The sequence below is a fragment of the Gilliamella sp. X-60 genome, assembly GCF_057063585.1.
Genome location: NZ_JBXSQJ010000008.1, coordinates 13,924 through 34,777 on the forward strand (window position 1 = coordinate 13,924; position 20,854 = coordinate 34,777).

A 20,854-nucleotide genomic window follows, 5' to 3' on the forward strand; every position below is an offset into this window, starting at 1 on the left:
GCGAATTAGATCTAATTTTTTAATTTATAGCCTAAATAAAGTAAATAATATTTTAAGCCAGTGATGAATTTTTTCTCTTTGATGCTGTTTTTGGCATAAATACGATAATCATTAACGCGCATTTTAGGTTTATAACTTTTAAGTGGACTATTGGTCCAAGGAGTAAAATGTTTATAAAAACAATAGATATTTTGCGCAAGTCCTATATGTTCTTGATACCACATTTTTCTGGCACCCGTAAAATGGATGATATAGGGTAAATCTTCTTTATTATAAAAAAATGTTTCTTTTTGTTTATCATCCATCCAAGTAAATAAATAATTCCAATTAGGATCGATAAATAAGACTTGATGCTGTAAAACTATATTTAGTGCATCTTGGTCAGGGTAGATTAAATCTTTTTGTTCTAACGATAATAAGATGTTATTTGTTTTAGTTTCTGTATCAAATTGCATCCAGTTATTAACATTAATATATAAAAAACCAGAGTTAAAATAATTTTCAGACGTTAACTTGAGTCTTTCTTTATTTTTTAACATATTTTGTTTATCTAACGAGTCAGGTGTTACAGCACAAATAACTGAATCTATATTTGTGTTTAAAATCGGCGATATGTCAGTAAAGCACAGTACATCTGCATCTAAATAAATAAATTTATCAACAATGCCATGCAATAGTCTAGGAACTGACAATCGAAGGTACATTGAGCGATTAATATGTTTTATTTTGTTATTTTGTGTATCTGAATACTTGTTTAATTCATCGGCAGGAATTGAATAGAGCGTGATTGATGAACTAATATGTTGTAATTTTTCTTTTTCTTCTGCAGTTACATCATATAAAAAAACATGAAAATGAATATTATTATTATGCATATTATTAAGCATGATAGAGGTAATTGAAACACCTACATGTTCAAGATAATTCGAGTCTGTACAATATGCAATATTAATACTCTTATCCATTTCCAATACTCTTTAAAAACTTAACGTTGTTATTTAGTCATTACTGACATTATATGTCAATATAAAATTTATTATTACTTCATTGTTTAATTTAACGTATGTTACAATATTGTAAATTTTTAATCTTGGTTTTAAGACAGCATAAGATGAAAGAAAACCTTTTTATTAGTAAAATTACAACATTATTTAATAATACCATAGAATCTTCACAAACCACACATATCGCATTTTGCTTCGATGATAATTATGCAATGCCTGCTGGTATTGCTATGTCTTCTGTTGTTTTGAATAATCCAGATAAAAATTTGGTGTTTCACTTATTTGCTAATAACGTATCGAATGAAAAAATCATAAGATTTAATCAATTAAGTAAAGAAAATGTGACTATAATTTGTTATGAAATTAGTGATGATTTTTCCATTAACCCTGATACTTTAGTTTTACATGTTTCAGCATCAACGTGTTTGCGGTTTGTTGTTCCACAAATTTTAAATAAAATTACTTCGAGGGTTTTATATCTGGATTGTGATGTCTTATGCACCCGTAATCTTAATGAATTAATCAACACTGATTTAACTGATAAATATTCTGCTGTCGTCCCTGATGTGGATAAAACGCAAGAAAAACAATGTGCAGCTTGCGATATTCCATATGGCGAATATTTTAATGCAGGAATGATTTATATTAATACGGATATGTGGGTGCAAAATAACCTTACTGAAAAAGCATTTTCAATGATTAATAGTGGCAAAGTATACAAATTTGCCGATCAAGATGTGTTAAATATTTTAATGCAGGGTAAAACCGTATTTTTACCTCAATGTTTCAATAAATTAACGTCACTTACAGTAGGTGGTGAAGAGGACAATCTTATTGATAAAGATAATGTGATTATTCATTATGTCACCGGAAATAAGCCTTGGTATCAACTATATTTAACGCCACTCTATCAAAGTTATATTGCTTCCTCTCCTTGGGCTAAGGATAAATTATTACTCGCTAATGAGAATGCACCATCAACGACAAGACGATACGCTAAGCTTCTTGCAAGCCAACATAAATATTTCTCTGCATTTAGATATTATTTGCTTTATTTAAAGCATAAATTAAATAAAAAATAGTTTATTTAGAATTTTTAATAAATTTTGTATATTTCATAGTTTAACGGTAAATACCATATGTGCTTTTGCGATAAATTTATAAAAAACACCCTAATTTTTAATGAGAAAGCTAACAGAACCAACACATTTCACATTGCATATTGTTTTGATAATAACTATGCGATGCCTGCTGGTTTATCTTTAATGTCAGTTATTGAAAATAATAGGCATATGGATATTACTTTTCATTTGTTTGTCAATAAACTTTCCGAAGAAAATATATCTAAATTTAAGGTATTAGCGCAAGATCTTAATTGTGAAATTATTTGTTATATAGTGAATAATAATTTTTCGATTAATTCTGATACTTTAGTATTGGGTATATCCATTGCTACTTGTTTAAGATTTATGGTTCCTGAAATTGTCGGAAAAATAACAGAGAAAGTGCTATATTTAGACTGTGATACCTTATGTGTAGGTAAATTGGATGAGCTTTTCCATAAAGATATAAATACCCATATTGCAGCTGTTGTTCCTGATATAGATAATATGCAAAAAACGCAAGGAAAGCATTATAATATCGAATATGGAAAATATTTTAATGCTGGGGTGATTTATTTCAATACAACGCTATGGAATAAAAAACAGTTGACTAAGAAAACATTTAATCTCATAAATAACGGAGAAGTATATACGTTTGCCGATCAAGATGTTTTAAATATTGTAATGAAAAATCAAACGATAATGTTACCCACTGATTATAATAGGCTAACAGCTCTTTCTATTGGTGGCAATGAAGATGCTTTAGTAGGCGGAAATACAAAAATAATTCATTATATAACTAAAAATAAGCCATGGCATCGACCCTATAAAACAAAATTGTTTGATCATTATTTTTTGAGTTCACCTTGGCAAAATGAGACTTTAATTTTATATAACGACAAAAAAACCTCCTCAATACGAGCTTATTCTCGATTAATGTTTAAGCAAAAAAAATATTTATCAGGACTTAAGCATTATTTTATTTATTTGAAAACCAAATTGACAAAATAAAATTTGTTTATTGGTTCTTTATTCTTTGAAATCTAGGGCGTTATTTACTTTGATGAGTAACGTTCACAATTAAAGATGGCTTTGGTGACTCAAGGATGCCTATATATCTTTTTCGCGCGGTTACTGGTATAGTACAGCAGTTTTTATATTATTAATTGTTTCATTCTGTGACAATAAATTCATCTCATTATTGGAAATAAGTTGTGATGTTTTCATAATGTTGTATTTTCCCTAGAATATATTTTCTTCATTTTATTGTTGTATTGAACTTATCTTTTTTTATTAGGTGTATTTTAAGTGATTGATGATTTTGCTGAGAATGGTTTGCTTGCTCAAGCTATTGATGGATTTGTGGCAAGAGAGCCACAACGAAACATGGCAAGTAAAGTCTCTGAATCAATAAAAAAACAGCGTTCTCTTGTGGTTGAGGCGGGAACAGGGACTGGCAAGACCTTTGCTTATTTAGTTCCTGCATTACGTAGCGATAAAAAAGTAATACTTTCAACTGGCTCTAAAAATTTACAAGAACAGTTATTCAGTAAAGACTTACCAATAATCAAAAAAGCATTAAATTACACAGGTAAAATAGCCTTGCTTAAAGGTCGAGCTAATTATCTTTGTTTAGAACGCCTGTATCATCAATATGCAGCAGCAGGAGATCTTGATAAAGATTTACGTGTTGATTTAGTTCGTGTAAAAAATTGGTCAATTAAAACCAAAGATGGAGATATTAGCAAATGCACTACTGTCACAGAAGAAAACCAAATTTGGCCAATATTAACAAGCACAAATGATAATTGTTTAGGCAGTGACTGTGAACACTATAGTGATTGTTATGTCGTCAAGGCGCGCAAACGAGCCCTAAATGCAGATGTTGTTGTAGTTAACCATCACTTATTTTTAGCTGATGTTGTAGTAAAAGATACTGGTTTTGGCGAACTTATTCCTAAAGCAGATGTCATGATTTTTGACGAGGCTCATCAACTACCAGATCTTGCTTGTCTCTATTTTGGTGAGCAGCTAACCAGTCGGCAACTTTTTGACCTAGCTAAAGAAATTAACCTAGTTTATCGTACCGAAGTCAAAGATATGTCCCAGCTACAGCAATGTGCGGATAAACTACAAAAATGTACGCAAGACTTACGAATTGTTATTAACCAACAACCACCAAAAGGTAACTTGCGTTTTTTATTTAACCAAGAAGCAGTTAAAAAAGAGATTTCTTATCTTGTCGATGCATTAGACTTTTGTCATGAAGTTTTGTTATTGACGGTTGGGCGTTCGACAACATTAGATAACTGTTTTGAACGAATTAATCAATATAATACGCTATTAAAACGCTTGCAGGAGACAAATGTAACTGGTTTTAGTTATTGGTATGAAAGTAGCCATAACTATTTTGTTTTTGCGCTAACGCCCTTGTCTGTTGCCGATAAATTTACTGAACTATTAACACAGCGAAAAGGCAGTTGGATTTTTACGTCAGCAACGTTATCGGTTGATAATCAATTAGATTATTTTACTAAACGCTTAGGGCTAATAAATGCTGATTCACTAATATTAGAAAGCCCATTTGATTATATTAACCAGACGATTTTGTGTGTTCCACGTTATATTCCATCGCCAAATGAGCAAGGCAATGCTGAAAAATTAGCCAATATTTTATTGCCTGTTATTGAAGCGAATAATGGTCGTTGTTTCTTTTTGTGTACCTCATATGCAATGATGAATGCACTAGCTAAACAATTTCGAGAATTAACCAAATTGCCAGTATTAGTACAAGGTGAAACCAGTAAAGTTAAATTGCTTGAACAGTTTATTCATACGGGCAATGCGCTACTTATTGCTACGAGCAGTTTTTGGGAAGGGATTGATGTTAGAGGCGATACCTTATCATGTGTTATTATAGATAAATTACCGTTTACGTCTCCTGATGATCCGTTAATTAAAGCACGTATGGAAGATTGTCAAATGCAGGGCGGGGACGCATTTAATGATGTACAATTACCAGAAGCTGTGATCACCTTAAAACAAGGTGTCGGGAGACTAATCCGCCATCATAATGATCGTGGGGCGGTTATTATCTGTGATAATCGTTTAGTAATGCGACCTTATGGTGCAACATTTATTAATAGCCTGCCACCTTCACCAAGAACACGGGACATAAATAAAGTTATAAACTTTTTAATAACTAAAAGCTAAATGATAATAGATAAAATATTTTGGAAAAAAAATGAGTACTATTTTAGCCATTGATACCTCAACAGAAGCTTGTTCGGTTGCTTTACTTTACCGTAACGAAATCACTCACGATTTTATTGTATCAGCTCGTGATCATACTAAACAAATATTACCAATGGTTGATAGACTTCTTAAACAATCAGACTGTTCACTTACGCAAGTTGATGCAATCGCTTTTGGCAAAGGGCCAGGTAGTTTTACCGGAGTTAGAATTGGTATTGGCGTGGCTCAAGGTTTAGCGTTAGGTATTGATAAACCCGTGATAGGTGTATCAACGCTGATGACTTTGGCTCAAGGTGTTTATCGAACAACGCAAGCAACAAACGTTATTGCCGCAATTGATGCTAGAATGAACGAAGTCTATTTAGGTCAATACCAGTACGTTAAGGACCAATGGCAAGCGGTTATTGCTGAGTGTGTTATTAAGCCTGAAAAAGTAATCGAAAAAGTGAAGAATATTAGTCAAAATGATTATTGTGCTGGTACGGGGTGGCAAACTTATCCTGATATGATTAACGATATAAAACAAAGCGATATCTTGTTACCTCATGCACAAGATCTTGTTGTTCTTGCTAAGAATCAATGGCAAAAGAATGAGCTCTTGAATGTTGAAGATGTCGAGCCAACTTATTTACGTAACGAAGTGACTTGGAAAAAGTTGCCAGGACGATAATGGCAATAATATAAAACAAAAAAGCCACTTATATGTGGCTTTTTTTGCTTAAAATTAGGGGGCGCTTTATTTATAAAGCCCTAAATGCTCTTTCGCATAGGCCTCAAAATCAGTGCAGCCACCGATTGGTTTTTCATCAATAAAAATTTGCGGTACAGTTTCAACAGGTTTACCTACACTTTTAGAAAGATCTTCTTTAGTAATGCCTTCTACATTAATATCGACATAGCGATAAGAAAAATCATCACGCTCTTGAGAAAGTTTTTCAGCTAATTCTTTCGCTCGAACACAATAAGGACAACCTTGACGTCCAAAAATTACTGTATACATTTTTACCTCTAATCGTTTATCTTTAAATATAGCCTTACTATACTTAACTTTTAAAGAAAAAAAAACAGTAAAATATAGTTAATTAAATAGATTATACCTATTGATAGTGAGATTGGAAAGATGATCGATTATTATTCATAAAAATTTGAATTTACTTGCTCGTTTTTTTGCAATTTAGATTTAATATTTAAAATATTTCTATTTATTAAAATTCATCATATATCATTTTTAAAAATTTTTACAAAAAAATAAATGAGCAAAGGCTCAGAACAACGGTTAATAAAGAGTTAAAACGATTATAGCAAATCAAAGAAGGATAATTAAATTGCTTTATTTGGTGAAACTTAATTATATACATGATTAATCGAAAACTTAGAATTATCCATTTTTTTATTTTATACTAAAACACATAGTTACCTGAAAGTTTTTGACAAGTATTTATAATGCTGCTTAGCAAAAACTAAATCGAGTTTCCAATAGTTTTGGCTTAAGTTATGTCCGATATTCGATTATTCGTAAAGTGCAAATTAGCACTACGAGTGCCGTGATGCAGTGGGTAGCACTTCACGGGAGTGTGTCGATTCTTTTAGGAAAAAACTGAATAACTGAGCAAAGTATAGATGTTCTTAAAGAGGGCGTATAATGGATAATACGAATAATTGCATATAATGCGTCTAGCTAAAATATCATATAAAGCAATTAGAGTGTTGAAAGATTATCGCTTTTAAAATTATAGCACTCATTTAATTTTATTATGTTAATTGTTAGGTAGAAGTTATAATCTTCATTAATTAACTAGCTGGATATGAATATGCTGAAAAAATTGTTATTGACTGCTTTATTACTACCTATCACCGTATTTGCTGCTAAAAAAGAGTGTGGCGTTAAACCCAGTTATGATATTACGATTAGCAAAGAAAGTGTGCATATTTTTAATAAAAAAAATGATTTCACTATCATGCCAAATGGAATAGTGGTTTTAAATAAACAATCAGTAACACTTAATCCGCCATTACAAAAAAAACTAGTTCAATTTCAACAAGATTTACGCCAACAGTTACCGCAATTAGAACAACAATCGTTAAGTCTTTTATTAGATGTGAAAATGACTTTTGAACAGGCGATAAAAAATCAATTGGGCGACGATAATGAACTAAAAAGTGAATTAAACAAGTTATATAAACGTTTAGTCAAGTTGTTACATGCTTCGATTATTACAGAAAATGGCAATACACGATTTTCTTACCAAAATTTCAATAATCTAAAAAAAGATGGCGAAGATATCGGTCAGCGCATTTTTTATAATATTGTGGGAGGAAGTATTTTGCATTTCGAGTTCTTTAAAAATTTAGGCGCAATCAAGCAAATCTCTAAAAATGAGTGGAAAGCTCAAAAACCTAAATTAAAAGCTTTTGATGCTCATATTTGTTCTGTGATTACCGATATTGATGCGCAATACAAAGAAATATTAACTCAACTTAATCAATCTATTCATAAGTAAATAGACATTAATAAAAACTTTTGCGAAAATGATGCCTTTACTATGATAGCTAAACGGAAGCTTATGACTGCACATATCATTGATGGAAAAGCATTAGCACAACAAATACGAACTGACATTGCTAATAAAGTTAACACACGTATTGAAAAAGGTCTATCTGTTCCAGGGCTTGCAGTAATTCAAGTGGGTTCAGATCCCGCATCAAAAATCTATGTCAAAAATAAGCAAAAAGCTTGTGATGATGTTGGTTTTATTTCATTTGCGTATGACCTCCCAGCGTCGACTACTGATGAGTTGTTGGCATTAATTGATGAACTCAATCAACGATCAGATGTGCATGGTATTTTAGTACAACTTCCTTTACCTGATAATATTGATAAAACTAAGGTGCTTGAACGTATTGATCCGAGTAAAGATGTTGATGGTTTTCATCCTTACAATATTGGCCACTTATTACAACGTGATCCGATTTTACGACCATGTACACCATATGGTGTGGTTAAAATGCTTGAATCAACAGGTATTAATTTATCAGGATTAAATGCCACTGTGGTTGGTGCATCAAGCATTGTAGGTCGTCCTATGGCATTAGAATTATTGCTATTAGGTTGCACAACAACCATTACCCATAGTCGTACCGTTGATTTAGCCAAACATGTGAGTAATGCAGATATCGTTGTTGCAGGAGTTGGCATTCCTAATTATGTTAAGGGTGAGTGGATAAAACCAGGCGCAATTGTTATTGATGTTGGTATCAATCGTCTACCAGATGGTAAATTAGCTGGCGATGTGGAGTTTGAGGCTGCCGTTAAACGGGCTGGTTGGATAACGCCTGTGCCAGGTGGAGTTGGTCCAATGACTGTTGCTATGTTGATGAGTAACACGCTTGAAGCCTGTGAAAAGTTTAGCAAATAAATAAAATTACTTTAAATTCATTGAGTTTGGAATTAATAAATTTACGTTAAATTAAAAAAGGAGTAGGGATTTTTTATGATTACATTTCACACTAATTTAGGTGATATTAAAATCAAAACTTTTGACGATAAGGCGCCAGAAACCGTTAAAAATTTTGTTGAATATTGCAAAGACGGTTTTTACAACAACACAATCTTCCATCGTGTTATTAATAATTTTATGATTCAAGGCGGTGGATTTGAACCTGGTATGAAGCAGAAAAAAACAAAATCGCCAATAAAAAATGAAGCAGATAACGGACTAAAAAATGATCGTGGCACTTTAGCGATGGCACGAACATCTGATCCACACTCTGCCACTGCACAATTTTTTATCAACGTAGTGGATAATGATTATCTTAACTTCCGCTCTGCTGATGTTAATGGCTATGGCTATTGTGTTTTTGCACAAGTCGTCGAAGGGCTAGACGTTGTTGATAAAATCAAAGTCATTAAAACAGGGCGTAGCGGTATGCATTCAGATGTTCCTGTGGAAGATGTCATTATTACGAGTGTTACGGTTGAATAATCCTGTTCGTTATTTTATCGCTGATATTCATCTAGCTGATAATGAGCCTGATGGTTATATGGGTATAACCGCAGGCTTTCTGTCTTTTTTAAATTCACTACCCGATAATTGCGAACTGTATATTTTAGGTGATTTGTTTGACTATTGGGTTGGTGATGATGTCAAAACCAATATACAACAACAAATTGCACTGGCATTACAAGCCTTATCAAAACGTCATATCAAAAAATATTTTGTGCATGGTAATCGTGATTTTCTGTTAGGTAAAAGATATGCTCAGCAGTGTGATATGATTTTATTGCCAGAAATTAACTGCTTGCCCAATCAAGAAAAAAATATTGTTTTTTTACATGGCGATTTATTATGTATTGACGATCTTCAATATCAAAAATTTCGAAAAGTTATGCACAATAAGTGGTTACAAAAACTGTTTTTATTACTTCCACGCTTTGTTAGGCTTAAAATTGCAGCTAAGTTGCGGCAAAAAAGTAGCCTGCATAATCAAATTAAATCTGAATCTATTATGGATGTCAATCAACAAGAGGTGGTTGAAAGGATGGTTGAATATAATGCGGATATTATGGTACACGGACATACACACAAACCTGCAACACACCACTTTCAAATTGAAGGCAACCGAGCAACTCGTATCGTGCTGGGGGCATGGCATGATGGCGTGACATATATCAAACAAGAACAAAATAGTAATACTTTAGCTCTTTATAACCATTCTTTTAAATAATCACTTTGTAAAACATGCTCGACTTTACCAAACTCAATCAGCTTGCCTTGATCTAAAATTGCTACATTATTGGCTATCTTTTTAACTTCATTAATATTATGTGTTACATAAATAATCGGTATATTTAAATCATTGGCTAACTTATCAATATAAGTTAATAGCTCTTTTTTTCTGGGCATATCAAGAGCGGAAAGCGGTTCGTCCATCAGCAACAATAGAGGATTGGTTAATAGTGCTCGACCGATTGCCACCCGCTGTTTTTCGCCACCAGATAACATTGCTGGATAGCGATTTAATACCGAGTGGATATTAAGTACATTCACGATTTCGTCAAATTTTGAAGAATTGAAGTTTTTAGCACCATAAGTTAGATTTTTAATCACATTATAATGAGGAAAGAGTAATGCATCTTGGAAAACGGTACCAATCTGACGTTTTTCAGGAGCGATAAAAAGGCGCTTATCACAATCAACCAATGATGTGTTATTGAGTTTGATATAACCTTGGTCCGGTTTAATTAATCCATTAATAAGGTTGATTAGCGTTGATTTTCCCGATCCTGAAACGCCTAAAATAGCAGTAACGCCTTGGCAATCTATATCATGATTGAATTGGAAAGAAAATGAAGCCAATTGTTTGCTAACCTGTATTTTTAACATAGTGATTATCCTGCTAGCTTCTTCTTATGCCATCGATTTAATAATTCGGATAAAAAAAGGGCAATGAGTGACAACACAATCGAAATAATACAAAGTCGTAATGCACCTTGTTCACCATTAGGGATTTGCAGAAATGTGTACATTGCGAGTGGTAAGGTCCGAGTTTCACCTTTAATATTTGATACAAATGTAATTGTTGCACCGAATTCTCCTAAACAACGTGCAAAGCCGAGAACCATTCCCATTAAAATGCCAGGAAAAGCTAAAGGTAAAGTGATAGTAATAAACACTCGCCATTTATCGGCACCAAGGGTACGAGCCACATTTTCAAGACGTATGTCAATTGAGTCAATGGCTAAACGAATCGAACGTACCATGAGTGGAAATGCCACTATCGCCGAAGCTAATGCTGCACCTTGCCAATTAAAGCTAAAACTGACATGAAAATTGTTATTTAACCACCCACCAATAATGCCGTGCCTTCCCATGGTGATTAGTAATAAATAACCTAAAACAACTGGTGGCAAAACAAGTGGAAGATGCACAATGCTATCAAATAGTGATTTACCCCAAAATTGACAGCGAGCCAATATCCAAGCTGTTAAAATACCTATTGGTAAACTAAAACCAATTGCTGCAAAGGCTATTTTTAAACTAAGTAGCAAGGTTTGCCATTCAAATTCGCTTAATAACATAGTTGTATCTTTTTATACCACCCGTGGTAAATTACTTTGTTATGAACCCATATCTTTCAAAAATGAGTTTTGCGTGTGGTGAATTTAGATATTGATAAAAATCGTTCGCTTTTAAGTTTAATAACGTGATTGGATATTCAATAGATTTGAATGTATTTGCAGGGAACGTTCCAACAATTTTCACTTTATCACTTACTTTGGCATCGGTGCTGTAGACAATGCCAAGGGCGGCTTCGTTACGCTCAACTAACATCAGAGCGTCTCGCACATTGCTAGCTGGGGCAAATTGTGGTGATAATTTGTCAAATACTCCTAAATGAGTGAGTGATTCTTTTGCATAAAGGCCCGCAGGAACGTGATCTGGATCACCAATGGCAATTCTTTCGTTTTTAGGTAAAATCGCTTGCCAATTGGTATTGTTATTAATTAAGACGTTATCTAATGGTGAACTTTTTGGGGCAATAAGAACTAATGCATTTTTTAATAGGTCTTGTTTATTCTTCGCAATATTATGCTCAATAAGGTAAGCCATCCACTTTTGATCGGCTGACATAAATATATCGGCAGGGGCTCCTTGTTCAATTTGTTTCGCTAATACTGATGACGAAGCAAACGAAAATACAATATCCACATCTTGATGTTGAGCTTTATAAAGCGTCGCAATATCTTGCATCGCATTAGTTAATGACGAGGCGGCAAATACAGTCAATTTTTCAGCTGCCATTGCTGAAAAAGACATCGCTATCATTGCCAAAGCACTAATAATTTCAATCAATTTCTTCATTTTTTCCTCACAATAAAAATAAGTTAATTTTGATGATTCATGTTTTTGTAGATATTTGGCTGTGATGGAATATCTCGAGTGATTAAGTAAATAATCTAACAATCGCTATATAAAAAAATATATATCGATATTAGCAAAATTTATTTATAAAGTACAACTAAACTGATGCCAGACCCAGACAGCAATCGATAAGATTTGTAGCATATTTTGATGGAATACTAAAAAGCGTTTACAATAATCACTCATATCTCCTCCAACTTGGTTGGTTGTGCATGGTGTTAAATTATGTTCTCTCCTGAAATTTTATTAACGTTGAATATTCAGCAACGGTTATTTACTGATCCACGGCGCATTATGCTGTTAAAAGCAATTGAACAAACCGGCTCATTAAGTCAGGCTGCCAAGCAAATTGGCGTTAGCTATAAAACAGCGTGGGACGCTATCAATGAAATTAACAAATTAGCACCTAAACCTTTTTTAATTACTGCAATTGGCGGTAAAAATGGTGGTGGCACTAAGCTGAGTGCTTATGCTGTTAGGTTCATTCAACTTTATGATCTATTAACTCAGCTGCAACAAACTGCATTTAACATATTGAGTGATGATAATGTTCCATTGGATGATATTTTAAAAGCTACTGCAAGATTATCATTGCAAACAAGTGCACGAAATCAGTTATATGGCACAGTTAAGCAGATTCAAACAAGCGATGTTGCTGGTTTTATTACTGTACTACTCTGTGATAATCAAACTGAGTTATCAGTTTACATTACGCAGTCGAGTATTGAGCGGTTAAAGTTGAGTATTGATAAAACTGTCTTGTTACTTATTAAAGCTCCGATGATTGAATGGGCAAATACAAAAGAGGTAGAGAATGAGAACCACTTGTTGGTTACCGTTGAAAAGATCACAACAGATGGCAAATGGAGCGAAATTACTTTTTCATTATCTTCTGGCGTCGTGCTTTATGCTAGTAAATTAGCTGATGAAGTTAAACAATCAGCCTTAACCGTAGGTAAACAAACTACGTTATTTATTCATCCACAACATATTATTGTTGCGACATTAGTTTAGCAATATGAGGTTACCATGCTACAAATAGAAAAAGCACATTTTAAAATTAGTGATTACCAAGTTTTTATTATTGAATCGCTGTTAATCAATCAAGGCAGTCATGTTGCTTTTGTGGGGCGTAATGGTAGTGGTAAATCCATACTAGCTAAAGCACTAGCCGGGGAACAAAAATTATTAACAGGAAACGTTATCAATCAATTTAAATCTATAATCCGTATCTCGTTTGAACAGCTTCAAAAGCTGATTGATGATGAATTTAAGCGTAATAATACAGATATGCTAAGCGAAGGTGAAAATGATATAGGCTTAACTACTGAACAAATCATTCAAGAAAATAATTTTAATCAACAACTTTGTCGGCAATTAGCAACACAATTTGGAATTAATCACCTACTAACCAGACGCTTTAAATATCTTTCAACAGGCGAAACACGAAAAACCTTAATTTGCCGAGCTTTGATGCAGCAACCTGATTTTTTGATATTAGATGAGCCATTTGATGGTTTAGATGTGGCATCACGTGCAAATTTAGCTAAAATACTTGCTGATCTTGCAAAACAAAACATTACTATTATTCTTGTTCTGAATCGGTTTAATGACATTCCTGATTTTATCGAAAATATTGGTATATTAGCTGATTGCCAACTCTTGAAAATTGATACAAAGAGCACAATATTAAACGATGCAACAGTTAAGCAATTAGCTGATTTGGAAAATATACCCAATATGCCATTACCAGAAGCTGATGAATCACCAACACGATTAGCAGATCAATTAGATCGAGTCATATTAAATAATGGCTATGTCCGTTATGACGATAAAACAATTATTAATGGATTAACTTGGCAAGTCAAAGCCAAACAAAATTGGCAAATTGTTGGACCTAATGGTGCAGGTAAATCGACGCTATTAAGTCTAATCACCGGCGATCACCCACAAGGGTATAGCAATGATCTTACTTTATTTGGTCGAAAACGTGGCTCGGGCGAAACCATATGGGATATTAAACGCCATATTGGTTATGTCAGCAGTAGCTTGCATTTGGATTATCGTGTTAGTTCTAGCGTTAAAAACGTATTATTGTCTGGCTATTTTGATTCGATCGGTATCTATCAGGCTCCTAGTGATAGACAAGCTAAATTGGCTGATGAATGGTTACAGTTGTTAGGTTTACAGATGCAGGCGGATAATCCATTTCAATCGCTCTCTTGGGGACAACAACGATTAGTTTTGATAGCTAGAGCTTTAGTCAAACATCCGACACTACTTATTTTAGATGAACCATTGCAAGGGCTAGACCATCTTAATCGAGAATTAGTCAAACGCTGGATAGATCGCTTAATTAGTGAAGGACATACGCAGTTACTCTTTGTGTCTCATCATGCAGAAGATGCGCCTAAATGCATCACTCATCGATTAACTTTCGTTCATGACTTTGATGATAGCTATCAATATCGCTTTGAACAGTTAAGCGAAATAATTAGTTAAACCTATTAAAAATAGGTTTAAAAATAGGGAAAACCATAAAAATAAAATGGATTTTTTTATGAAAATTTATCTTGATATTTGAAAAAAGTTTATAAAGGTTACACTTATGAAGTTATCCCCGTTACCTGTGGATAACTCTGTGAGTAGTTTATTGAAAAAAGCGCTAACCTCAGTCACTATCAGGATTTTTCTTGATTTGATTGCAACTTAATCATGAAAATATTTTTTGTTTAATATCAATTGTTTATCATAAATCAAGGTATAAATTTATTGGCTTTTTTATACATAAGAAAGGGAACTGAACGAAAAATAGAAGATTTTTAAAGGTCAAGTCCTTTTGGGGATAATTTTTATTAATAGGTAAAATATTAGGTTGTGATGTAATGAAAAAATTTAAATTATGTTCCGAATTTAAGCCTGCTGGTGATCAACCTGAAGCAATAAAAAAAATTAATCAAAATATTGAAGATGGAATTGCTCATCAAACATTATTGGGCGTAACGGGATCTGGTAAAACATTTACTATGGCAAACGTTATTGCTACGCATAACCGCCCAACAATCATTTTAGCGCCCAATAAAACACTGGCAGCTCAGTTATATGGCGAAATGAAGGCTTTTTTCCCTGAAAATGCGGTTGAGTATTTCGTATCTTATTACGATTACTATCAACCTGAATCTTATGTACCTTCAACCGATACATTTATTGAAAAAGATGCTTCAATCAATGAGCATATAGAGCAGATGCGCCTTTCTGCCACTAAATCGTTACTTGAACGACGTGATGTGGTGATCGTTGCTTCAGTATCGGCAATTTATGGTTTAGGTGCGCCAGAAACCTATATGTCAATGATATTGCACCTAACAAAAGGCACGATAACCGATCAGCGTTCAATCTTAACTCGCTTGGCCGAATTGCAATACATGCGTAATGAAATCAACTTTAGTCGTGGTACGTTTCGTGTTCGAGGGGATGTGATAGACATCTTTCCTGCTGATTCAGATGAACTTGCCGTGCGCGTAGAGTTATTTGATGATGAAGTCGATCGTATTGTTATGTTCGATCCACTTACAGGTAATAGTATCAATGAAGTATCACGGATTACTATCTATCCAAAAACACACTATGTAACGCCAAGAAATATTATGGAAAATGCCATTGCGCAAATTAAACAAGAGCTTAAAGAGCGACAAAAAGTATTGTTAGATAACAATCGCCTACTGGAAGAACAACGTTTAACTCAGCGAACACTATTTGATATTGAAATGATGACCGAACTGGGCTATTGCTCTGGCATCGAAAATTACTCGCGCTTTTTAGCCCAGCGTAATCCGGGCGATCCGCCAGCAACGTTATTCGATTACTTGCCACCAGACGGATTATTATTTATTGATGAATCGCATGTTGCAATTCCACAAATCGGTGCAATGTATAATGGTGACCGCTCACGTAAGCTTAACCTAGTTGAATATGGCTTTCGTTTACCGTCAGCGTTAGATAATAGGCCTTTAAAGTTTGCAGAATTTGAAAATATTATGCCACAAACCATTTATGTATCAGCAACACCCGCCAAATACGAAATTGAAAAATCAGGTGGTGAAATTATTGAGCAAGTGGTTAGACCTACAGGACTATTAGATCCTATTATTGAAATTCGACCGGTTGCAACACAAGTTGATGATCTGTTATCTGAAATCAAAATTCGTATTAACAATGACGAGCGCGTTTTGGTGACCACACTTACTAAACGGATGGCAGAAAATTTAACTGATTATTTGTCAGAACATGATGTCAATGTCAAATATTTGCATTCAGATATTAACACGGTTGAACGAATGGAAATTATTCGAGACTTACGTTTAGGAAAAGTGGATGTGCTAGTGGGAATTAACTTATTGCGAGAAGGTCTAGATATACCTGAAGTTTCTTTAATAGCAATATTAGATGCTGACCGTGAAGGTTTTTTGCGTTCTGAAAGCTCGCTCATTCAAACTGTAGGACGTGCAGCTCGAAACGTGAATGGTAAAGCGATATTATATGCTGATAGAATTACTCCAGCTATGAAAAAAACAATTGACGAAACCGCTCGCCGTCGTCAAAAACAGGAAAACTTTAATACAGCACATGGCATCACACCAAAATCAGTACGTAAAGAAATTAAAGATATATTAGAGGCCGGTTTAAGTACCAAGAAATCGACAGCCAAAGTACAAGCATTTGAGTCAGGTAAACCTTATCATTATGTCTCAGTTAAAGAAGTACAAGCAAAAGTGAAAGAACTTGAAACAATGATGTATGAAGCGGCTCAAAATCTTGAATTTGAAAAAGCGGGTGTACTACGTGATGAAATAAAAAAATTGCGTGCGGATTTTATTAAAGTATCTTAATGACTCATCCAAAAAGGAAAATATGATGACAATAACACGAATTGATCCTGATGATCGCTGGTCTGAAGCTGTGATTCATAATAACGTGATTTATTACACAAGTGTTCCTACTGAGCTTGAAAATGACGCTTATATACAAACCAAAAGTGCATTGGCTGAAATTGATAAAATATTAGAACGAGCCGATAGTGATAAATCACTTATATTGGATGCGACATTATTTTTGGCCAATAAAAGTGACTTTGCTGCAATGAATAAAGCGTGGGATGAATGGGTAGCTAAAGGGAGTGCGCCAGTTCGTTGCACAGTGCAAGCAGGCTTGATGAAAAAGGAATATCTGATAGAAATTAAAATTGTGGCTGCTGTAAAAGATTAACATTTTCATTATCGCCGATACTATTCGGCGGTATCACTTTGATTATTCAAATTATACTACCTTAACTTGGTGCATTTATTGTCAATAGATAGAATCGTTACTATCCCAATCCCCTAAACTTTAGTGTATACTTCACATACATCTCATTTTAATTATTCAAACATTCGCTATGCACACTCAACCTAAAATTGCCATTGTCATGGGTTCTAAAAGTGATTGGGACACTATGCAACAAGCTGCAGATATCTTAGATGCATTGACTATTCGCTACCATGTTGAAATCGTTTCTGCTCACCGTACGCCCGATAAGTTATTTCGCTTTGCTGAAGATGCTAAGCGAAAAGGTTTTGAGGTGATTATAGCTGGTGCCGGTGGTGCAGCTCATTTGCCGGGCATGTTAGCTGCTAAAACATTAGTTCCCGTATTAGGCGTTCCCGTACAAAGTGCTGCACTAAATGGCATAGATAGCCTCTATTCTATCGTGCAAATGCCGAAAGGGATTCCGGTTGGTTGTTTAGCAATTGGTAAGGCTGGTGCAGCTAACGCGGCATTACTTGCTGCGCAGATTCTTGCTTTACATGATAAAGATATTTATCAACGCTTATCTACATGGCGATTAACTCAAACTGATGAGGTATTAAATCAGCCTGATCCAAGAGTGAATGCATAACATGAAACTTCAATCTGTTTGTGTACTGGGGAACGGACAATTAGGACGAATGCTTAAGCAAGCTGGTGAACCATTAGGTATTAAAGTCTATCCAGTTGGACAGGAAGTCGATCCGACAGTTATTCCATATCAACAGTCGGTAATAACAACTGAAATTGAACGATGGTCTGATACCCCATTTACACAGGTATTAGCCAAGCATCCCCATTTTATCAATCGGGATGTTTTTCCACTTATTGCTGACCGTTTAACTCAAAAACAGCTGCTTGATGAACTTGGCTTACCTACAGCTAAATGGTTTGCGCTTAATCAACCCCAAGATTGGCCAAAGTTATTTGGTGAACTGGGTGATCTATTAATTATAAAACGTCGGACTGGTGGTTATGACGGACGAGGGCAATGGCGTATAGCCATTAATCACCCAACCACCGTCCCAGATGATATTTATCAAAACGCCATTGTTGAACAGGCCATTCCATTTGAAAAAGAGATGTCATTAGTGGGTGCGCGTAATGCAAAAGGTGAAACGGTATTTTATCCACTTACCAATAACTTCCACCAAGATGGTATATTAAAAATAAGTGTTGTACGACCGAACGAATCTCCTTCATTACAAATAAAAGCTGAGCAAATGCTATCTGCCATTATGCATAAATTAAATTATATTGGCGTAATGGCAATGGAGTGCTTTATTGTTGGAGAGGAATTACTGATCAACGAACTTGCCCCTCGTGTACATAATAGCGGTCATTGGACACAAAATGGTGCCTCAATAAGCCAATTTGAATTGCATCTTCGCGCAATATTAGGATTACCACTCCCTAAGCCTGATGTCTTTGCGCCATCGATTATGGTCAACTTAATTGGTACAGAATTAAATCTTAATTGGCTATCTATCAATTTAGTGCATCTACATTGGTATGAAAAAGAAGTCAGAGTGGGGCGTAAAGTAGGGCATTTAAACTTAACTCATAGCCATTTTGATCAATTATTAAAAGCGTTAGAAGATCTAATACTGCTATTGCCTAATGATTATCAAAAAAGTGCTGAATGGGTAAAGCAAAATTTATAATGATTTAGCAATTTCAACCAATCAAGGCATGCAATTAGAGATAGAACCATGATCAACTTTAATCAAAAAATCAATTATCAACGTTATGCTAGTAAACAGCGTGAACCCCTATCTGATGAGTACTCAATAGTACGTTGTTTTGAAAGCGATCGTGGACGCATCATAAACTCAGCCGCCATTCGTCGCCTACAACAAAAAACGCAAGTCTTCCCATTAGAACGTAATTCTGTGGTCAGAACAAGACTAACTCATTCTATGGAAGTACAACAAGTGGGCCGTTATATTGTCAAAGAAATCATCAACCGCCTGAGTAAAGCTGGAAAATTAAAAAAATATGGGCTTGATAATTGTATAATGGCGATTGAAAGCTTAGTTGAAATGGCCTGTTTAATGCACGATATAGGTAATCCTCCATTTGGTCATTTTGGTGAGGCCGCCATTAATAAATGGTTTACACAACGCTTAGGTCTTGGCAAATCTACAATTTATCCAGTGCTTGAAATCAATAACAATGATGATGACAAAATAAAAGAACTTAAAACCAAAATTCGCCAAGATTTATCAAATTTTGAAGGTAATGCGCAAGCAATTCGTTTAGTGCATACTATATTACGCCTCAATTTAACTTATTCACAAATTGCCTCGATTCTGAAATATTCTAGACCAGCTTATTGGTCTAAGCAGGTTCCCATCGAATTTTCTTATTTAATGAAAAAACCGGGCTATTATTTATCAGAAGAACCATTTATTGAGGAACTTTCTAAACAACTTGATATCAAACCATTTCATCGTTATCCATTAACTTACATTATGGAGGCTGCCGATGATATCTCATACTGTATTGCCGATCTTGAAGATGCTGTTGAAAAGAGAATCCTAACGGTAAAACAGCTTTATATTCAATTAGCTGAAGCATGGGGACCAATTAAAAAAGGTGATTTGTTTGACACAGTGGTTAAATACCCTTATGAAAACCTAAAGCAGAGTGGATATGATGCAATTGGCATCGATCAATTTTTTATGTATTTACGCGTCAACTCCATTGGCAAACTGGTACCGCATGCAGCCGAACGATTTATTGAAAATATTGAAGCAATTTATCACGGCGCTTTTAATCATGCTTTACTTGAAGATTACGGTGCCGAATATAAATTGCTCAATATTTTTAAAACAGTGGGATTTGAACATATATTTAATCATGAATCGGTCGAAAATATTGAACTGCAGGGATACCGAATTATTAGCGGATTGCTAGATATTTATAGCCCATTGCTTGATATGCCTACCGAAGATTTTTTAAAATTAGTTGAAGACCAACATCACAAAGATTATCTTATTGAAACGCGTTTATATCATAAATTATCATCAAAACATTGTGTCGCTTATGAACAAGCAATTAACAAACTGCATCCAAATAAAACAGGTTTTGCTTGCATGGAATTTTATTATCGGTGTCGCTTATTACAAGATTATATTAGCGGTATGACTGATCACTTTGCTTATGACGAATATCGCAAGCTAATGGTGACATTCTAACTCGTAGAAATTGATTATAATGGATG

General features: G+C 34.3%; 20 protein-coding genes. 15 read left to right on the forward strand and 5 right to left on the reverse strand.

The genetic code is table 11. The features are described 5' to 3' along the window. Window positions 1-11: 11 nt before the first annotated feature. On the reverse strand, window positions 12-965 hold the full coding sequence (locus tag ACYIAM_RS05615; RefSeq protein ID WP_483747567.1) for a glycosyltransferase family 8 protein: 954 nt from the start codon (window positions 963-965) through the stop codon (window positions 12-14). Window positions 966-1,111: 146 nt separating this feature from the next. Here ACYIAM_RS05615 and ACYIAM_RS05620 point away from each other — a divergent pair, with 146 nt between their 5' ends. From ACYIAM_RS05620 to tsaB, 4 genes are all read left to right on the forward strand, one after another. Further along, window positions 1,112-2,086, forward strand: coding sequence for a glycosyltransferase family 8 protein (locus tag ACYIAM_RS05620; RefSeq protein WP_483747568.1), 975 nt, complete (start codon window positions 1,112-1,114; stop codon window positions 2,084-2,086). A gap of 57 nt (window positions 2,087-2,143) precedes the next feature. After that, window positions 2,144-3,118 (forward strand): glycosyltransferase family 8 protein, encoded by a 975-nt coding sequence (locus ACYIAM_RS05625; protein ID WP_483747569.1) that lies wholly within the window; start codon window positions 2,144-2,146, stop codon window positions 3,116-3,118. A 297-nt stretch (window positions 3,119-3,415) separates the two neighbouring features. Continuing rightward, window positions 3,416-5,320: a DNA repair helicase YoaA gene (yoaA, locus tag ACYIAM_RS05630; protein WP_483747570.1), complete on the forward strand. Its 1,905-nt coding sequence runs from the start codon at window positions 3,416-3,418 to the stop codon at window positions 5,318-5,320. Between the two features lie 31 nt (window positions 5,321-5,351). Beyond that, entirely contained in the window at window positions 5,352-6,032 is a 681-nt protein-coding gene (gene tsaB / locus ACYIAM_RS05635; RefSeq protein ID WP_483747571.1) for a tRNA (adenosine(37)-N6)-threonylcarbamoyltransferase complex dimerization subunit type 1 TsaB, read from the forward strand. Window positions 6,033-6,098: 66 nt separating this feature from the next. Here the strand turns inward: tsaB and ACYIAM_RS05640 are convergent, their stop codons facing one another. Further along, window positions 6,099-6,362 carry a GrxA family glutaredoxin gene (locus tag ACYIAM_RS05640; RefSeq protein WP_091347437.1) on the reverse strand — a complete coding sequence of 88 codons (264 nt, stop codon included), beginning with the start codon at window positions 6,360-6,362 and terminating at the stop codon, window positions 6,099-6,101. An 811-nt stretch (window positions 6,363-7,173) separates the two neighbouring features. Between ACYIAM_RS05640 and ACYIAM_RS05645 the strand changes: the two genes are divergently transcribed. From ACYIAM_RS05645 to ACYIAM_RS05660, 4 genes are all read left to right on the forward strand, one after another. Continuing rightward, the gene (locus tag ACYIAM_RS05645; protein ID WP_483747572.1) at window positions 7,174-7,863 is read left to right on the forward strand and encodes a DUF2884 family protein; all 690 of its coding nucleotides are present in this window, start codon (window positions 7,174-7,176) and stop codon (window positions 7,861-7,863) included. Between the two features lie 63 nt (window positions 7,864-7,926). Beyond that, entirely contained in the window at window positions 7,927-8,778 is an 852-nt protein-coding gene (gene folD, locus ACYIAM_RS05650) for a bifunctional methylenetetrahydrofolate dehydrogenase/methenyltetrahydrofolate cyclohydrolase FolD (RefSeq protein ID WP_174796073.1), read from the forward strand. 75 nt (window positions 8,779-8,853) lie between these two features. Then, window positions 8,854-9,345, forward strand: a complete 492-nt coding sequence (ppiB, locus tag ACYIAM_RS05655; protein WP_483747573.1) for a peptidylprolyl isomerase B — start codon at window positions 8,854-8,856, stop codon at window positions 9,343-9,345. Further along, entirely contained in the window at window positions 9,299-10,087 is a 789-nt protein-coding gene (locus ACYIAM_RS05660) for a UDP-2,3-diacylglucosamine diphosphatase (protein WP_483747574.1), read from the forward strand. Before ppiB ends, ACYIAM_RS05660 begins: the two co-directional genes overlap by 47 nt. Here the strand turns inward: ACYIAM_RS05660 and modC are convergent. The 3 genes from modC to modA are packed head-to-tail and all read right to left on the reverse strand — an operon-like array spanning window position 10,066 to window position 12,225. Continuing rightward, window positions 10,066-10,746 (reverse strand): molybdenum ABC transporter ATP-binding protein, encoded by a 681-nt coding sequence (gene modC, locus ACYIAM_RS05665; protein ID WP_483747575.1) that lies wholly within the window; start codon window positions 10,744-10,746, stop codon window positions 10,066-10,068. The two genes, ACYIAM_RS05660 and modC, sit on opposite strands and share 22 nt — an antisense overlap. Before the next feature lie 5 nt (window positions 10,747-10,751). Then, window positions 10,752-11,441: a molybdate ABC transporter permease subunit gene (gene modB, locus ACYIAM_RS05670; protein WP_483747576.1), complete on the reverse strand. Its 690-nt coding sequence runs from the start codon at window positions 11,439-11,441 to the stop codon at window positions 10,752-10,754. Between the two features lie 31 nt (window positions 11,442-11,472). Then, complete coding sequence (gene modA, locus ACYIAM_RS05675; RefSeq protein ID WP_483747577.1) at window positions 11,473-12,225, reverse strand: molybdate ABC transporter substrate-binding protein; 753 nt, start codon at window positions 12,223-12,225, stop codon at window positions 11,473-11,475. 285 nt (window positions 12,226-12,510) lie between these two features. On the opposite strand from modA, the gene ACYIAM_RS05680 reads away from it, so the two are divergent. From ACYIAM_RS05680 to dgt, 7 genes are all read left to right on the forward strand, one after another. Next, on the forward strand, window positions 12,511-13,299 hold the full coding sequence (locus tag ACYIAM_RS05680) for a TOBE domain-containing protein (RefSeq protein ID WP_483747578.1): 789 nt from the start codon (window positions 12,511-12,513) through the stop codon (window positions 13,297-13,299). A 15-nt stretch (window positions 13,300-13,314) separates the two neighbouring features. Then, window positions 13,315-14,787, forward strand: coding sequence for a molybdate ABC transporter ATP-binding protein ModF (gene modF, locus ACYIAM_RS05685; protein WP_483747579.1), 1,473 nt, complete (start codon window positions 13,315-13,317; stop codon window positions 14,785-14,787). A gap of 383 nt (window positions 14,788-15,170) precedes the next feature. After that, window positions 15,171-17,174 carry an excinuclease ABC subunit UvrB gene (gene uvrB, locus ACYIAM_RS05690; RefSeq protein ID WP_174796081.1) on the forward strand — a complete coding sequence of 668 codons (2,004 nt, stop codon included), beginning with the start codon at window positions 15,171-15,173 and terminating at the stop codon, window positions 17,172-17,174. A gap of 25 nt (window positions 17,175-17,199) precedes the next feature. Continuing rightward, a complete protein-coding gene (locus ACYIAM_RS05695; RefSeq protein WP_483747618.1) occupies window positions 17,200-17,550 on the forward strand; it encodes a RidA family protein in 351 nt (116 codons plus the stop codon). Between the two features lie 169 nt (window positions 17,551-17,719). Beyond that, window positions 17,720-18,220, forward strand: coding sequence for a 5-(carboxyamino)imidazole ribonucleotide mutase (gene purE / locus ACYIAM_RS05700; protein ID WP_483747580.1), 501 nt, complete (start codon window positions 17,720-17,722; stop codon window positions 18,218-18,220). A 1-nt stretch (window position 18,221) separates the two neighbouring features. Continuing rightward, window positions 18,222-19,292 (forward strand): 5-(carboxyamino)imidazole ribonucleotide synthase, encoded by a 1,071-nt coding sequence (gene purK, locus ACYIAM_RS05705; protein WP_483747581.1) that lies wholly within the window; start codon window positions 18,222-18,224, stop codon window positions 19,290-19,292. A gap of 48 nt (window positions 19,293-19,340) precedes the next feature. Beyond that, window positions 19,341-20,828 carry a dGTPase gene (dgt, locus tag ACYIAM_RS05710; RefSeq protein WP_483747582.1) on the forward strand — a complete coding sequence of 496 codons (1,488 nt, stop codon included), beginning with the start codon at window positions 19,341-19,343 and terminating at the stop codon, window positions 20,826-20,828. Window positions 20,829-20,854: the final 26 nt, after the last annotated feature.

Bases quoted from the DNA above. Each gene is read 5' to 3' on its own strand.
- ACYIAM_RS05615 (WP_483747567.1), bottom strand. From the start codon at position 965: ATGGATAAGAGTATTAATATTGCATATTGTACAGACTCGAATTATCTT.
- ACYIAM_RS05620 (WP_483747568.1), top strand. From the start codon at position 1,112: ATGAAAGAAAACCTTTTTATTAGTAAAATTACAACATTATTTAATAAT.
- ACYIAM_RS05625 (WP_483747569.1), top strand. From the start codon at position 2,144: ATGTGCTTTTGCGATAAATTTATAAAAAACACCCTAATTTTTAATGAG.
- tsaB (WP_483747571.1), top strand. From the start codon at position 5,352: ATGAGTACTATTTTAGCCATTGATACCTCAACAGAAGCTTGTTCGGTT.
- ACYIAM_RS05640 (WP_091347437.1), bottom strand. From the start codon at position 6,362: ATGTATACAGTAATTTTTGGACGTCAAGGTTGTCCTTATTGTGTTCGA.
- ACYIAM_RS05645 (WP_483747572.1), top strand. From the start codon at position 7,174: ATGCTGAAAAAATTGTTATTGACTGCTTTATTACTACCTATCACCGTA.
- folD (WP_174796073.1), top strand. From the start codon at position 7,927: ATGACTGCACATATCATTGATGGAAAAGCATTAGCACAACAAATACGA.
- ppiB (WP_483747573.1), top strand. From the start codon at position 8,854: ATGATTACATTTCACACTAATTTAGGTGATATTAAAATCAAAACTTTT.
- ACYIAM_RS05660 (WP_483747574.1), top strand. From the start codon at position 9,299: ATGTTCCTGTGGAAGATGTCATTATTACGAGTGTTACGGTTGAATAAT.
- modC (WP_483747575.1), bottom strand. From the start codon at position 10,746: ATGTTAAAAATACAGGTTAGCAAACAATTGGCTTCATTTTCTTTCCAA.
- modB (WP_483747576.1), bottom strand. From the start codon at position 11,441: ATGTTATTAAGCGAATTTGAATGGCAAACCTTGCTACTTAGTTTAAAA.
- modA (WP_483747577.1), bottom strand. From the start codon at position 12,225: ATGAAGAAATTGATTGAAATTATTAGTGCTTTGGCAATGATAGCGATG.
- ACYIAM_RS05680 (WP_483747578.1), top strand. From the start codon at position 12,511: ATGTTCTCTCCTGAAATTTTATTAACGTTGAATATTCAGCAACGGTTA.
- modF (WP_483747579.1), top strand. From the start codon at position 13,315: ATGCTACAAATAGAAAAAGCACATTTTAAAATTAGTGATTACCAAGTT.
- uvrB (WP_174796081.1), top strand. From the start codon at position 15,171: ATGAAAAAATTTAAATTATGTTCCGAATTTAAGCCTGCTGGTGATCAA.
- ACYIAM_RS05695 (WP_483747618.1), top strand. From the start codon at position 17,200: ATGACAATAACACGAATTGATCCTGATGATCGCTGGTCTGAAGCTGTG.
- purE (WP_483747580.1), top strand. From the start codon at position 17,720: ATGCACACTCAACCTAAAATTGCCATTGTCATGGGTTCTAAAAGTGAT.
- purK (WP_483747581.1), top strand. From the start codon at position 18,222: ATGAAACTTCAATCTGTTTGTGTACTGGGGAACGGACAATTAGGACGA.
- dgt (WP_483747582.1), top strand. From the start codon at position 19,341: ATGATCAACTTTAATCAAAAAATCAATTATCAACGTTATGCTAGTAAA.